This window comes from Acinetobacter sp. 22323, assembly GCF_052044895.1.
In the GTDB taxonomy this organism is placed as follows: Bacteria; Pseudomonadota; Gammaproteobacteria; order Pseudomonadales; family Moraxellaceae; genus Acinetobacter; species Acinetobacter schindleri.
Genome location: NZ_JBQEOL010000002.1, coordinates 38,062 through 52,885, shown reverse-complemented (window position 1 = coordinate 52,885; position 14,824 = coordinate 38,062). Strand labels below are relative to the sequence as shown.

Genomic DNA, 14,824 nt, shown 5'->3' with positions numbered 1-14,824 from the left:
AACGTCCCTATAGATTACAGACGAAGGTCAGATTCAGATTGATCCAGTACATATTTCAGGTCATATAAAATATGTGCTGACTTGCCTAGGGCACGTAATTCTTCGGCACCCATGGCTTTAAACTGATCATGGGCAACGGCTAGAATCACCGCGTCATACTGCCCCTGTTCCAGATTGGAGACTGGAGTAATCCCGTATTCATGTTGAGCTTCGTTTGCGTCCACCCATGGGTCATACACATCTGCAGCAATATTGTATTCTGTCAGTTCATTGACAATATCAATAATTTTAGTGTTACGAATATCCGGGCAGTTTTCTTTAAAACTTAAGCCTAAAACCAGAACCTTGGCACCTTCGACCTGAATTTTTTTCTTGATCATGGCCTTGACCAGCTGGGTAACCACATAAGCCCCCATGCCATCATTCAGACGACGACCAGCCAGAATAATTTCAGGATGATAACCGATAGATTGTGCTTTATGAGTCAAATAGTACGGATCGACACCAATACAGTGCCCTCCGACCAGACCTGGACGGAATGGCAAGAAATTCCATTTGGTACCGGCAGCCTGTAATACTGCTTCAGTATCAATGCCCATTTTATTAAAGATCACAGCTAGTTCATTAATCAGGGCAATATTGACATCACGCTGGGTATTTTCAATTACTTTTGCCGCTTCAGCCACTTTAATACTGGTCGCTTTATGCGTACCTGCCTCAATCACCAAGTTATACACCTGATCAACAAATTCAGCGACTTCAGGGGTAGAACCTGAGGTAATTTTCAAAATATTGGTCACTCGGTGCAATTTATCGCCCGGGTTAATCCGCTCCGGACTATAACCGGCAAAAAAGTCCTGATTGAACTTCAGGCCTGATACCTGTTCCAGAACTGGAATACAGGTCTCTTCAGTTGCACCCGGATATACGGTGGACTCATAGACCACCACATCACCTTTTTTAAGCACCCGACCAATACTGGTCGAAGCCTTAACAAGCGGGGTCAAATCTGGCTGTTTAAATTCATCAATTGGTGTAGGCACAGTCACAATAAAAAAGTTACAGCTTTGTAAATCTTCTAAATTCGCTGAATAACTGAGCTGGTTTGCCTGTTTGAGTTCTTCTGGGGAAACTTCTAGGGTATGGTCTTGACCATTTCTAAGTTCATCAATTCGTTTTTGGTAGATATCAAAACCAACGACAGGTACTTTTTTCCCAAATTCAACTGCAAGTGGCAAGCCCACATAACCTAGACCAATCACTGCAATTTTTAAATCTGTAATAGATAGCATTTCCACGCCTTATTCGTATAATGTGCTTAAGAAGCTTAAATCTTTCGGCAGGAATACTAGCAGAAAAACATGAAATTTAGGTTATGTTTTAGTACCAAAAAGCTAATCCCTGTTAAATATTTTGCTCATTTTATTTCAAAATATTTTTTCTAAAAATGTCATAAGGCTAAGCTAAGCCCGTCTCCTTTTCGCTCACTATTCAATTATAATCAGATACATTTTGTTATAGAAAGTGCAGACTTCTCAGGTAGAATATCGCAAATTTAACGAATTAAATATTAAAAACGGGATTTCATGTGCGACAAATTCAACTGGCTTTTTTACTGACTTGCGGTCTGACTTTGACCGGTTGCGCCGTTACCTCTGGTCTGCAAACCTATGATCTACCAGCAGAAGGTGTTTACCAAACTGAACTTGGTACTTCAGTCAACGTGATTAAACTCACCCAAGACTCTATACTGGCTGTTCAGCCTGCTGTACAGAACATTCAACAAGATTATGCCCATTTGTTTAGCACCCCGCATCGTAGCTATAGTCTGAATCCGGGTGATATCCTGTCCATCTATTTATGGGCTTACCCGGAAATTACTCCACCGAGCAGTAGCATTAGTAGTGACCAGTCTGCTCAGGCAAACGGTTATCAAATTGACTCGCAGGGCTATATCCAGTTTCCGATGATTGGCCGTTACAAGGCTGCAGGTAAATCCCTGACTCAGGTCAACCGTGAATTACGTAGCCAATTGTCACGTTATTTAAAAACCCCGGATGTCATTGTCCGGGTTCTGTCCTATCAGGGCCAGCGCTATTCGGTTCAGGGCAATGTCATGAAAGGCGGACAGTTTTATTTAAGTGATCAACCTGTGAGTATATATACCGCCTTGGGTATGGCGGGTGGTGTTAATGCACAACAGGGGGACAATACTTCTATGACTTTAGTCCGTCAGGGACGTACATACCAGCTAAATACCGTAGAATTAGAAAAAGCTGGACTTTCTCTGCATAATTTATTGATCCAGCCCAATGACACTTTATATGTGAACAATCGCGAAAATCAAAAAATTTATGTCATGGGTGAATCCGGTAAAAATCAGTCCTTGCCATTACGGGATCAGGGCATGAGTTTAAGTGATGTATTAGGTGAAAGTTTGGGGCTAAATCCACTCTCTGCCAGTCGCAGCAAGATTTATATTGTGCGCAGTCAAGCCAATACTACCCATACTGAGGTTTACCAGATGGATCTCACCAGTATTGCCGACTTTGGCCTGGCCAATCAGTTTAAAATGCGCAGTAATGATATTGTCTATGTCGATGCTTCAGGTCTGGCGCGCTGGCAACGTGTGGTGAACCAGATAATTCCATTCTCGAACGCCTTGTATAATCTGGATCGGCTGGGGCAATAATGCAGTTTAAGCATATTCTGGTGGTCTGTGTCGGCAATATCTGCCGCAGTCCCATGGCTGAATATTTACTCAAGCAGGCTCTACCTGAACGGCAGATCCATTCGGCCGGTATTGCAGCCATGGTCGGTTATCCGGCAGATGAGAAAGCCCAACGCTGTATGCAAAGTATCGGACTGAATATGCAGGCGCATCGTGCCAAAAAACTGACTGGGGACATGATTAAACAAGCCGATCTGGTGCTGGTCATGAGTAAAAATCAGCAACAGCATTTAGAGCAGCACTGGCCTTTTGCCAAAGGAAAAACTTTTCGCCTGGGGCACTGGCAATCAAAAAATATTGCTGACCCCTACCAGCAGGATCAACTCTTTTTTGACCACACCTTTGAGCAGATTCAACAGTGTGTAAATGACTGGACATCCCATCTTTAAATAATTGAATGACAATAAACTATGAGCCAAACCACCAACGCTGAAGATACCATTGACTTAAAAGAACTCTTTTTCTCATTGATTGCTCAATGGAAACTTATTGCCCTTTGCGTTATTTTAAGTATTGTGGCGGCTTTACTGTATTTACGTGTTACACCAGATACCTATCGTGTAGATGCACTGGTCCAGGTCGAAGAAAGTAAAGGGACGTCTGCTGCTTTGCTTGGCGATCTGTCGAATATGATCGAACAAAAACAGCCAGCACAGGCGGAAATCGAAATTCTGAAATCACGTCTGGTCTTGGGTGACGTGATTGATCGCTTAAATCTAGACATTCAAGTTGCAGGAACAGAAAACTCCCTGCTTGACCGCCTGCTGAATCCGCATGATTATCGGACCGAATATTCAACCCGATCGGTTTTATTCAGGGATGGTGATCAAGCGTTTGATATCCGTCAGTTCGATATTCCACAGGCCTATTATGACAAGACTTTAGAACTACAATTTAAAGAACAACAGTTTAGTCTGATCGATCCAAGAACAGGCCAAGTGGTTTTTTCTGGCCTGTTAAACCGCAATAATCAGGCGACTCGCCCTGAGGGAACCTGGAGGGTGACGATTTTCAGCCAGGACCAGTTCCAGGACCGTTATCTCATCAGTAAACAGTCTCTGCCTGCTGCAGCAAATCGTTTACTGGCCAATTACTCGGTTGCAGAAAAAGGTAAAATGACCGGGATTCTGGGCTTAAATTATGAAGGCCAAGATAAAGCACATATTACCCAGGTACTGAATGCCATTCTGCAAGCATACAGTCAGCAGAACGTGGAACGTCGTTCAGCAGAAACGGCTCAAACGCTCAAGTTTTTAGAAGATCAGCTACCTGAACTGCGTCAGCAGCTGGATGTGGCAGAACGTGAATTTAACCAGTTCCGTCAGCAGTCTAATACTGTGGATGTGACCAAAGAATCCGAGTTGTATTTAACTCAAAGTATTGCGCTAGAAACCCAAAAAGCCCAGCTAGAACAGTCGGTTGCTGAGGCTTCGGCGAAGTACACTAGCGAGCATCCGGTCATGCAGCAGATGGAAGCCCAACTGGCTGCGATCAATAGCAGAATTGCCGAGCTGAATGGAACCTTAAAACAGCTACCAGATTTACAACGTCGCTATTTACAGCTGTATCGCGAAGTCGAAGTCAAACAGCAGCTATATACGGCCCTGCTCAATTCTTATCAGCAGTTAAGAATTGCCAAAGCCGGTGAAATCGGTAATGTGCGTATTGTCGATACCGCTGTTGAACCACTTCAGCCAATTGCACCAAAAAAACTGCAGATTCTGATTCTGTCAATTTTCCTCGGTGGCTTCCTCGGTACCTTAATCGCACTATTACGCAATATGATGCGCAGTGGTATTAAAGATGCAGCACAGATTGAGAATGAACTGGATATTCCTGTTTATGCCACAGTACCGCGCTCAACAATTCAAGAAAGCCGTGTAAAACTGCTGAAAAAGAAAAAATCGATTCCTATTCTTGCAGTTAAAGATAGTGACGATATTGCGGTAGAAAGCATCCGCAGTATCCGGACGACTATTCATTTTTCACTGACGGAAGCGAAAAATAATATTATTGCCATCTCTGGTCCGGCTCCAGAAGTGGGTAAATCTTTTATTGCAGCAAATCTGGGCGCTATTCTGGCACAGGGCGGTAAAAGAGTCCTGGTGATGGATGGCGATATGCGTCGCGGCTATTTACACAAATACTTTAATCAGGATACAGCCCCGGGACTGTCTGACCTACTGCTGGGTACCCATACTTTGGAACAGGTCATCAAGGCCGACAGCTATGAAGGCCTGTACTTTATTTCACGGGGTAAAAACCCGTCGAATCCTGCAGAGTTGTTAGGTTCACAAAAGTTCCAGGCACTTTTGAGCGAGTTATCTGCCCAGTTTGATCATATTCTGATTGATACGCCACCTGCCCTTGCAGTCACAGATGGTGTGATTATTGCACAGTCTGCTGGTGTGAACCTGCTGGTAGTACGTCATGCCAAAACTCAGATGAAAGAACTTGAATTGACCATCAACCGTTTTGAGCAGGCGAAAGTCAAAGTGAATGGCGTGATTCTGAATGATGTTCAACGTGGCAGCGGTGGTTATGGCTATGGTTACGGATATAACTATAATTACCACTATAAAGCCAGAAAAGATCAGGACTAAGATTCAAAGCCGGCAATTGCCGGCTTTTTTATAGTTAGTTTTATCAAATTCTGGGCTCTACCAAACCACAGCAAAAACCCGTTGAAATTTGCACAGGCGGTTCAAGATTTCTTAAAAATTTCTGCTAAGATGGAACGAACATTAACGATAACATCATATTGGAATAATACATGAGTAAGGCCTTACCGATTGCTGTCGCTGTTCTTCTAGGCGGTGCTGCGCTCGTTCCTGTTTACTATGCAACTCAACATCCGGTAAATCAAACTTCTAAGGCATCTAAAGATGCATCTGCAGTTTCTAAGATCAGCTATGCTCTCGGTTATGAAGTCGCACATCAAACTCCACCAGAGCTAGATATCAATAGCTTCATTACCGGTGTTCGTGATGGCCATGCCCGTAATGAGGCAGCCTATAATGAAGAAGAACTACAGGCAGCTTATGAGCAGTTCCAGAAGGATATGCAGCAAAAGCAGCTTGATGATGCTAAAAAGGCCCAAGCTTCAAGTGATTCTTTCCTGACTGAAAATGGGAAAAAACCTGGCGTCAAGACCACCGCTTCAGGCCTGCAATACCTGGTAACCAAAGAAGGTACAGGAAAATCACCTGCTGCAGATTCTATGGTCAAAGTTCACTATACTGGCAAGCTGGTTGACGGCACGGTATTTGACAGCTCAGTAGAACGTGGTGAACCGATCGAATTCCCACTAAATCAGGTCATTCCAGGCTGGACTGAAGGTTTACAGCTGATGAAAGAAGGCGGTAAAGCCACCTTATATATCCCGTCTCAGCTCGGTTATGGTCAGCAAGGGGTGCCAGGTACCATCCCGCCGAACAGCACCTTGATTTTTGATGTTGAACTCATCGAAGTAAAATAATACGGTTTAGGGAGAGCAATATGCTCTCCCTTGTTTTTGAGAAACTAGAATGAAAATACAAATTAGCCTTGCTGCCCTGCTGTTATGTTCCGGTAGCCTATATGCCAAGGATATCACCACCAAAAGTACAGAAGCAGAACAGGTGGGTTACAGCTTTGGCTATCTTATGGGTCGCAATAATGCCGATTCACTAAAAGGCATCAATCTGGATGCATTTAGTGCTGGACTGAAAGCCGCAGCAGCAGGGCAAAAAGCCAGCTTGACTGAAGAAGAAATGGCTAAGGTACTGATGCAATACAAGCGTCAGGCAGATGCTCGCGAGTTAATTGAGCTCAAGAAAACAGCTGAAGAAAATGCCAAAATTGGCCGTGAATTCCTGGCTGAAAATGCCAAAAAACCAGGGATTAAAACGACTAAATCAGGACTGCAATACCAGATCCTGCAAGATGGCAAAGGAAAATCGCCAAATGCGAACAGTAATGTCAAAGTACATTATGAAGGTCGTCTGATTGATGGTACTGTGTTTGACAGTTCAATTGCACGTAATCAGCCGGTCGTATTCAAGACAAGTCAGGTGATTATGGGCTGGACCGAAGGTCTGCAACTGATGAAACCTGGTGCCAAATACCGTTTCTTTATACCTGCAGAACTTGCTTATGGACAAATTGGTTCAGGTGATGTGATTGAACCGAATAGCACCTTGATCTTCGATATTGAACTGATTGAAGTCATGAAATAATCAAAAAGGAGATATCCGGGCATATCTCCTTTTTTGACTAAAAAGAACAAATTAATCTGCTGTAATCCTGTGACATCTGTTTGGCTTTTGCTATGTTTATGCTTTCATCAAAATATTGAACAACAATAGAGGAACTTCCATGGCAGCAATAAAGACACGTGAGATTCAATATACGGCGCAGGATGGCAGCCAGTTAATCGGTTATTTTGCAGCGCCCGAATCCGATACGCCTGTTCCAGGCGTGATTGTGGCACCTGAATGGTGGGGGCGTAATGACTATACCGAACAGCGTGCCCGTGAACTGGCTGAACACGGCTATGCTGCCCTGGCGATTGATATGTATGGCGATAAAAAAGTCACCACGGCATCGAATCAAGCCTATGAATGGATGATGCAGACTTTTGAAGATCCCGATACGATTGTGAACCGTGCTACGGCTGCCCTAAATACCCTCGCGGCACAAGATGAAGTTGATGCAGATAAACTGGCCGCAATCGGTTTCTGTTATGGCGGTAAAGTCGCACTCGATCTGGCACGTTCTAATGCTCCATTGCAGGCAGTGGCAACTTTCCATGCCAATCTGTCACCCAAAGCACCTGCTCAAGAAGGTCAGGTTCAGGCTGAGATTCTCGTCCTGCACGGTGAACAGGACAGCATGGTTTCACTGGATGATGTTGAAAGTTTCCGTAAGGAAATGCAGGCCGCCAATGTGAAACACGACGTGATCATCTTCAAAGATGCCAAACATGGCTTTAGCAACCCGCTTGCCGATGAACGGGCCAAAGCCAATGGTGTAGACCTTGGTTACAATGCTGAAGCAGAAAAACAGAGCCTTGAGGCAATGTATGCCCTGCTGGCACGTCGCCTGGCGTAAAGAATATTTGTGCTATTCCACTCTGAGGGGGAGCGGATTAGTGCAAAAAATGATTATTCAAGAAGAAATAAGGAGAATGAAATGGCTGAGAACAACTGTCCATACTGCAACTATGACGAATATGATGTCATTGCCAAAAATGACTTTGGTGTGGTGTTGCCTGAACCGAATTCATTATCCCAAGGGCATAGTGTGATCGTTCCGCTACGTCATGTGGCTTCCTTTTTTGAAATTACCGATAAAGAACGTAAAAGCCTGATGTCTTTGCTGGAACAGGCACGTAATGAACTGAATTTACGCTATCAACCGGCTGGCTTTCATGTAGGCTTTAACGATGGTGAGGTATTTAAGGCAAAGTCTGAACATCTGCATATTCACCTTATTCCACGTTATGAAGGCAAAGTGTTGAAACTGGATGCCCGTTGGGGAATTGAAGACTAAAATCAGTTTTTAGATCAAGTTTTACCAGAGTGAATGAACTTCGGATCATTCACTTTTTTTATTGCCTGATCTGTCTATTTACCTTGATACACTTTTCACCGATTCCTTCAGCTGAATCCGCTATAATGCCTTCCTGTTTCCCTGCCTTGTTCAGTATTCATGTTTGTATTTTCAGATGCGCTTTTAGAATGGTTTGATGTTCATGGCCGGCATGACTTGCCGTGGCAGGTAGCAAATGATCCTTACAAAGTCTGGGTCTCTGAAATTATGCTACAGCAGACTCAGGTCAAAACGGTATTACAGTACTTTGACCGTTTTATTGCACGCTTTCCTACGGTTCAGGACTTGGGAACCGCGACTTGGGATGAGGTTGCCCCCTACTGGGCTGGACTCGGCTATTATGCCCGGGCACGTAATCTGCACAAAGCAGCTGGAATTGTAGCTAAGCAAGGTCATTTTCCTGAAACCCTGGAAGAATGGATGGCCCTGCCGGGTATTGGCCGCTCGACGGCTGGTGCATTGATGTCTTTAGGGTTACGTAAATACGGCGTGATTATGGATGGTAATGTCAAACGGGTTTTGTCACGTTTCTTTGCCATTGAAGATGATCTATCTAAGCCCATTCATGAACGTGCCATGTGGCAACTGGCTGAAGAGCTATGTCCTAACGAACGTAATCATGACTATACCCAGGCAATTATGGATCTGGGAGCCACAGTTTGTACGCCCAAGAAACCGCTGTGTCTGTATTGTCCGATGCAACAGCATTGCCAGGCACATCAGCAAGGCTTAGAAAACGAGCTACCTTTTAAAAAAGCTAAAAAACCAGTACCGGTGAAATCTGCCCAGGTACTGATCTTACAATGTGGTGATCAATGGCTGTGGCAGCAACGTCCTAATACTGGACTTTGGGGTGGTCTATGGTGCTTGCCGATTATCGAAGAAGTACATGAACTGGATGTATTAAAACAGAGTCTAGGTTTAAAACAGTTCATACAAAAAGTCGAAATTTCGCATAGTTTTACCCATTTTACCTGGCAGCTGGAAGGTCTAGTATTTGCTATTGATGCTGATCTGCAAGAGCATTTAGCTATTGAACTGAACGGTATCTGGCTAGAGCCAACCGCGGCAGTTCAGGCCGGCATCCCCACAGCAATGAAAAAATTGATCTCTGCAACTCAACTGTGACATATTTAGAAATACGAGATTTTTAACTTAATAATTTTGAATTTGATACAGGTGCACAAGGAAGGATGCTTTGCAGCACAATATTCGTTTTGCCATTATTTCTGTTTTGATGCTGCTATTGGCAGCGTGTAGCTCTACTCCAAAACAGTCGGGTTCTGCAGTACTAAATCCGATTCTGGTGCAGCAACTGAGAAATACATCAATGCCCTCCCGGCTGCCGATCCCGGTAGATAACATCAAGACACGCCAGCTCAAGGATACCTGGGGCGCTTCCCGTAGCAGTGGCCGCCTGCATGAAGGTATCGACATTATGGCTCCACGTGGAACCAAGGTTCTGAGTGCGACGGAGGGCCTGATTGCAGACTTACGCAATAACAATTTGGGTGGTAAAGTGATCTGGATACTCGGCCCGGGTGGAACCTGGCATTATTATGCGCATCTCGACGGGCATAAGCGCGGCTTGAGTGTCGGGGACTATGTCAAAAAAGGTCAGGTAATTGGCTATGTTGGCAATAGCGGTAATGCACGGCATACTGCGCCTCACCTGCATTATGGGCTTTATCTGCAGGGTAAAGGCCGTGGTGCAGTAAATCCCTATCCATATTTACGTTAATCTTAGGAAATGTACATGTCAGAAGCGTTGATCAACCGTCTGGTAGAATTTGCTGAATCAGGCAATCAACAAAAAATCGTGCTCAATGACCAGACTTATCAGGGCTGGATTATGGAAATCACCGAAGATGCACTTCTGATCAGTACCGGTTATGCCGATAAAAACGGTAAAGATGCCTGGATCCAGTTTAGTGATCTGGAGCAGGCAGAGCTGTCTTACTGGGATAACCAGCAAGATCAATGGACCACGTTTAAACTCTAAAAATAAGGAGCATCACATGACCATTCAACGCTGTGGCTGGTGCTCCGATAATCCTCTTTATATTCAATATCACGACCAGGAATGGGGTCAGGTTGTTCTGGATGAACCGCGTCTGTTTGAAATGCTGTGTCTGGAAGGACAGCAAGCAGGATTGGCCTGGATCACGGTCCTGAAAAAGCGTGAAGCATACCGTGAACATTTCTTTCAATATTCTATTGCAACCATTGCTGCTTTTACAGATGAGCAACTCACAGCAAAACTGCAAGATGCTAGTCTGATCCGGCATATCGGTAAACTGACCGCAATTCGGGATAATGCCCGAGCCTGGCAACAGCTGAAATCTCAAGGTCATGATGTAGTCGAATGGTTATGGTCTTTTGCCCGGCAGCCACGTTTAAATAATGATGTGGCAAATTATCGGCAGGCTCCGGCGCAAACTGCTGAAAGTCAGCGCATGTCCAAGGCCTTGAAAAAAGCCGGTTTCAGATTTGTTGGTCCAACGATTTGTTATGCCTTTATGCAGGCAGTGGGCATGGTCGATGACCATGAAAATCACTGTCACTTTAAAACAAGATCCTCTCATTCAAATAAGAGCTGAGCCCATGTCTAATAATACCATTCAAGCCTATGCCGCGATGTCTGCAGGTGCCGCACTAGAGCCTTATCAATTTGATGCAGGTGAACTTCAGCCACATCAGGTGGAAGTCAAAGTTGAATATTGTGGCCTGTGCCATTCCGATATTTCAGTGCTCAATAATGACTGGGGATCTTCGGTCTATCCTGTTGTAGCCGGCCATGAAATTATTGGCACAATCACACAACTGGGGTCGGAAGCCAAAGGTTTAAAGGTCGGTCAGCGTGTCGGCATTGGCTGGACAGCAGAAAGTTGTCAGCATTGTGACCCATGTATTGCAGGTCAACAGGTCATGTGTACTGGGGGTCAGGTGGCGACAATTGTGGGTCATGCCGGTGGTTTCGCCGATAAAGTCCGTGCTGGCTGGCAATGGGCAATTCCTCTACCGGAAGATCTGGATCCGACCAGTGCCGGTCCCCTGCTCTGTGGTGGTATTACCGTATTTGATCCGATTCTGAAACATCAGATTCAGGCCATTCACCATGTCGGGGTTATTGGCATTGGCGGTTTAGGGCATATCGCCATTAAATTGCTCAAAGCCTGGGGCTGTGAAATTACTGCTTTTACCTCCAATCTGGATAAAACCGATGAGCTCAAAGCCATGGGCGCGGATCATGTGGTGAACAGCCGTGATCCGGCAGCGATTAAAAAACTTCGCGGTAAATTCGATCTGCTGCTCAGTACCGTGAATGTCACGTTGGACTGGCAGGCTTATCTGGCGACACTGGCACCGAATGGTACCGTGCATATGCTTGGCTTACCTTTAGAGCCGATGCAGATTTCGGCTGGCTCATTAATTGGCGGTGCCAAATCCGTGACTGGTTCACCGACAGGCTCTCCAGTAGCTTTACGTCAGTTACTGAAATTTGCTGCGCGTAAAAATATTGCGCCACAAATTGAATTATTTCCAATGTCAGACATCAATACAGCGATTGAACGCCTGCATTCTGGCAAGGCCCGCTATCGGATTGTACTGAAAGCAGACTTTTGATTTTATTCCTGATTGAATATAAATCTACCCTCTCCTAGGAATAGGGTAGATTTTCTTATAGGTATATTTATAAATATTTGGCCAGTTTCTGGGCCAGAAACTTAATAAATAGATATATGCGTTTAGGCAAATGTTCCTGCCGGTGATAGATCGCATAATTTTTTGATAATGCAGCTCAATCTGGTCTTCAAACAGGGCCTGTAAACCACCTGGCTGTTAATCGTCTTTAACCAGAAAACTTGATAGACAGGTAATGCCGATCCCCTGTAAAGCCAGTTGACGGATGGTCTCTCTATTGAGAGCTTTAATCTTGTGCGCCACACGATTAAAGATTCGCCATCCAGCTAACGCAATGCTTCTGGCAATACCGGAACTGTCGAGGATTTATTCAGTTCCAGCTTCATTTTTTGCAACATCTGATAAGGCTGCTGCTGTACAAACATGTTTACAAAGGTCAGCGGGATAGAGCCTTCAGGATTGGCATAACCATAGGTAGAGACCTTGACCTTTTTCTCGCCTAAACGGTTAAAAGTCCAGTCACCTTCATAATGGGTCAAGCGTACATAATCCGGATTCAGTGGATAGCCCTTTTGAATAGCTTTGTTCTTAATCGTGATCTGGCCATTGGCTTCACGGATCATTTTCCCTTGTACCACTAAGTCCCGGTCTTTCAGCGGAAATGGGAAATCCAGCACCATATACAAGGTGAAATCGCCCTTTTTGTCATCCCGGGAGAGTACCTTCACATTGCCCATATAAGGCACCCATTTTACTGCATTATCGACATCAATAATCAGGTGCACCGCCTGTTCGATCGGTACATCATAGGTCGTTTCAGCTTTATACAGAAAAACCGGATTGTTCTTGTCTTGATAGGTCCAGACCTTGATATTATTTTTATTAATACTGAGTTTGGCATTCGGTACAGATTTAGGCTGTGCTGCGGCGGCAAATGCCACAGCACAGAACATGAGTATGACTTTTTTCATTCCATTGTCGTCTTATTTTAGTTTTAGTTATTCTTATACTTATAAATGATTTTGACGAAAATTTAAACTTGAATATCGTTAAAACCAAGTACATCTTTCATGTCATATTTGCGCGCTTCGCGACCAACTACCCAAGCCGCGGCACGTACTGCACCTGAAGCGAAGTTCATGCGGTTAGTGGCTTTATGGGTAATTTCAACGCGTTCGCCATCGGCAATAAACATCGCTGTATGTTCACCCACAATATCACCACCACGAATCGTTTGGAAGCCGATACTTTGGCGCTCACGTGGACCTGTATGGCCTTCACGGTGATAGACTGCATCTTTTTTCAGATCACGGCCGAGTGCACCTGCAATTGCCTCACCCCACATCAGTGCTGTACCTGATGGTGCATCCACTTTATGACGATGGTGCGCTTCAATCACTTCAATATCAACGGTATCACCAAATACTTTAGATGCTAGCTCTAGTAGTTTAATTGACACGTTTACACCCACTGAATAGTTGGCAGCGTAGACCACAGGGGTTTCAGTTGCAGACTCATCGAGGTAAGCTTTTTGTTCGTCGTTGAGACCCGTGGTACCAATCACGATGGCCACGCCATTTTCACGGCACACTTTAAGGTGATGTATAGTGGCTGCAGGTGCAGTGAAGTCAATGACAACATCACAGTCTTTCACCACTTCTTCAAGGCTACCCACAACTTTTACGCCAACTGCACCAATACCTGCCATTTCACCTGCATCTGTACCAATTAAAGTACTTTCTGGGCGTTCAACTGCTGCGCCCAATTGATAGCCGGCTTCTTTCACCGCCTGAATAAGGATGCGCCCCATACGGCCGCCTGCACCTAAAATTCCAATGCGTGGTGTCGCTGACATAACATAGTCCTGATATTGATTCGAAATTGTTCTTACTATAGCAAAACTCGCTCCTAACACTAAGATTGATCGCATAAAAATCAATGAAAAGAATTAAAGAAGGTCATGAGCGTTTTTGATATGCAGGAAATGTTTAATTAAATTCTAAAGAGTCGGCTTTCTATAAAATATTGGGCAAGCTATTTTTCCTGTATACATTATGAGCTCAGGATTAAAAATATAAAAAGCCCATAGGATAACCATGGACCAGTTGTATGAGAGCAATACTTTGGAAATAGAAAACTAAAAATTCAGCTTTGAATATCTGAAAGATTTACTCTTCTAACAGGCTTCTTAACATCCAGGCTGTTTTCTCGTGTACATTCAGTCGTTGAGTCAGGATATCTGCAGTTGGCTGGTCATTTGCCTTGTCTACAATGTCAAACATGCTTCTTGCGGTACGGGCAACCGTCTCATGGGCATTGACCAGTAAATGAATCATTTCCTCTGCTTTAGGTACACCTTCAATTTCTTCAATAGAAGTCAGTTTTGCAAACTGCTGATAGGTTCCTGGTGTCGGAAAGCCTAAAGAACGGATCCGTTCTGCAATGATGTCCAAAGCATTCCACTGTTCGGTATATTGCTGCATGAACATGTTATGTAAAGTATTAAATTGCGGGCCGGTGACATTCCAATGAAAGTTATGGGTCATTAAATATAAGGTGTAGCTATCGGCAAGTAGTCTGGATAGACCTTCTACAATTTCCGCTCTGTCTTCGGCTGAAATACCAATATTTACTTTTATCATCTCGGTTACCTTAAATTTTAAAAAAATATGCGTGATCAACTTGTTTATTCTTATAATCAGTTTAGCTACTTCAACAAATTGCAAAAGATGAGATCAGTATCATTTATGTTAGCTTTGTTGAAATAACAGAGTAAGTTCAAGCCACAGGAATGTAAGGTATGACAGGAGCTTTACTAAGCAGTAAACTTATATAGAAATCTGAGGAAGATACCAA

General features: G+C 44.2%; 16 protein-coding genes. 12 read left to right on the top strand and 4 right to left on the bottom strand.

Translation table 11 applies throughout. The features are described from left to right. Positions 1 to 14 precede the first annotated feature (14 nt). Entirely contained in the window at positions 15 to 1,292 is a 1,278-nt protein-coding gene (tviB, locus tag ACTJIX_RS01560) for a Vi polysaccharide biosynthesis UDP-N-acetylglucosamine C-6 dehydrogenase TviB (protein ID WP_440611092.1), read from the bottom strand. 296 nt (positions 1,293 to 1,588) lie between these two features. On the opposite strand from tviB, the gene ACTJIX_RS01555 reads away from it, so the two are divergent. From ACTJIX_RS01555 to ahr, 12 genes are all read left to right on the top strand, one after another. Then, entirely contained in the window at positions 1,589 to 2,692 is a 1,104-nt protein-coding gene (locus ACTJIX_RS01555; protein ID WP_440611091.1) for a polysaccharide biosynthesis/export family protein, read from the top strand. Continuing rightward, positions 2,692 to 3,120 (top strand): low molecular weight protein-tyrosine-phosphatase, encoded by a 429-nt coding sequence (locus tag ACTJIX_RS01550; RefSeq protein WP_440611090.1) that lies wholly within the window; start codon positions 2,692 to 2,694, stop codon positions 3,118 to 3,120. Before ACTJIX_RS01555 ends, ACTJIX_RS01550 begins: the two co-directional genes overlap by 1 nt. A gap of 21 nt (positions 3,121 to 3,141) precedes the next feature. Next, entirely contained in the window at positions 3,142 to 5,334 is a 2,193-nt protein-coding gene (locus tag ACTJIX_RS01545) for a polysaccharide biosynthesis tyrosine autokinase (RefSeq protein ID WP_440611089.1), read from the top strand. A gap of 170 nt (positions 5,335 to 5,504) precedes the next feature. Then, positions 5,505 to 6,209: an FKBP-type peptidyl-prolyl cis-trans isomerase gene (locus tag ACTJIX_RS01540; protein WP_005220396.1), complete on the top strand. Its 705-nt coding sequence runs from the start codon at positions 5,505 to 5,507 to the stop codon at positions 6,207 to 6,209. 49 nt (positions 6,210 to 6,258) lie between these two features. Continuing rightward, on the top strand, positions 6,259 to 6,948 hold the full coding sequence (locus tag ACTJIX_RS01535; protein WP_004814128.1) for an FKBP-type peptidyl-prolyl cis-trans isomerase: 690 nt from the start codon (positions 6,259 to 6,261) through the stop codon (positions 6,946 to 6,948). Between the two features lie 139 nt (positions 6,949 to 7,087). After that, positions 7,088 to 7,822, top strand: a complete 735-nt coding sequence (locus ACTJIX_RS01530) for a dienelactone hydrolase family protein (RefSeq protein ID WP_103800836.1) — start codon at positions 7,088 to 7,090, stop codon at positions 7,820 to 7,822. A 36-nt stretch (positions 7,823 to 7,858) separates the two neighbouring features. Further along, the gene (locus ACTJIX_RS01525) at positions 7,859 to 8,263 is read left to right on the top strand and encodes an HIT family protein (RefSeq protein ID WP_314296049.1); all 405 of its coding nucleotides are present in this window, start codon (positions 7,859 to 7,861) and stop codon (positions 8,261 to 8,263) included. A gap of 159 nt (positions 8,264 to 8,422) precedes the next feature. Then, positions 8,423 to 9,451: an A/G-specific adenine glycosylase gene (gene mutY, locus ACTJIX_RS01520; protein ID WP_440611088.1), complete on the top strand. Its 1,029-nt coding sequence runs from the start codon at positions 8,423 to 8,425 to the stop codon at positions 9,449 to 9,451. Between the two features lie 109 nt (positions 9,452 to 9,560). Next, positions 9,561 to 10,064: a M23 family metallopeptidase gene (locus ACTJIX_RS01515; protein ID WP_431605731.1), complete on the top strand. Its 504-nt coding sequence runs from the start codon at positions 9,561 to 9,563 to the stop codon at positions 10,062 to 10,064. Positions 10,065 to 10,079: 15 nt separating this feature from the next. After that, entirely contained in the window at positions 10,080 to 10,325 is a 246-nt protein-coding gene (locus ACTJIX_RS01510) for a hypothetical protein (protein WP_004895874.1), read from the top strand. A gap of 16 nt (positions 10,326 to 10,341) precedes the next feature. After that, a complete protein-coding gene (locus ACTJIX_RS01505; protein WP_184104206.1) occupies positions 10,342 to 10,923 on the top strand; it encodes a DNA-3-methyladenine glycosylase I in 582 nt (193 codons plus the stop codon). Positions 10,924 to 10,927: 4 nt separating this feature from the next. Then, positions 10,928 to 11,950 (top strand): NADPH-dependent aldehyde reductase Ahr, encoded by a 1,023-nt coding sequence (gene ahr / locus ACTJIX_RS01500; protein ID WP_440611087.1) that lies wholly within the window; start codon positions 10,928 to 10,930, stop codon positions 11,948 to 11,950. 344 nt (positions 11,951 to 12,294) lie between these two features. Here the strand turns inward: ahr and ACTJIX_RS01495 are convergent, their stop codons facing one another. The 3 genes from ACTJIX_RS01495 to ACTJIX_RS01485 form a co-directional block, all read right to left on the bottom strand. Next, entirely contained in the window at positions 12,295 to 12,939 is a 645-nt protein-coding gene (locus tag ACTJIX_RS01495) for a hypothetical protein (protein WP_440611086.1), read from the bottom strand. 62 nt (positions 12,940 to 13,001) lie between these two features. Continuing rightward, the gene (dapB, locus tag ACTJIX_RS01490; RefSeq protein WP_005220412.1) at positions 13,002 to 13,823 is read right to left on the bottom strand and encodes a 4-hydroxy-tetrahydrodipicolinate reductase; all 822 of its coding nucleotides are present in this window, start codon (positions 13,821 to 13,823) and stop codon (positions 13,002 to 13,004) included. Positions 13,824 to 14,136: 313 nt separating this feature from the next. After that, complete coding sequence (locus ACTJIX_RS01485; protein WP_180185443.1) at positions 14,137 to 14,610, bottom strand: Dps family protein; 474 nt, start codon at positions 14,608 to 14,610, stop codon at positions 14,137 to 14,139. Positions 14,611 to 14,824: the final 214 nt, after the last annotated feature.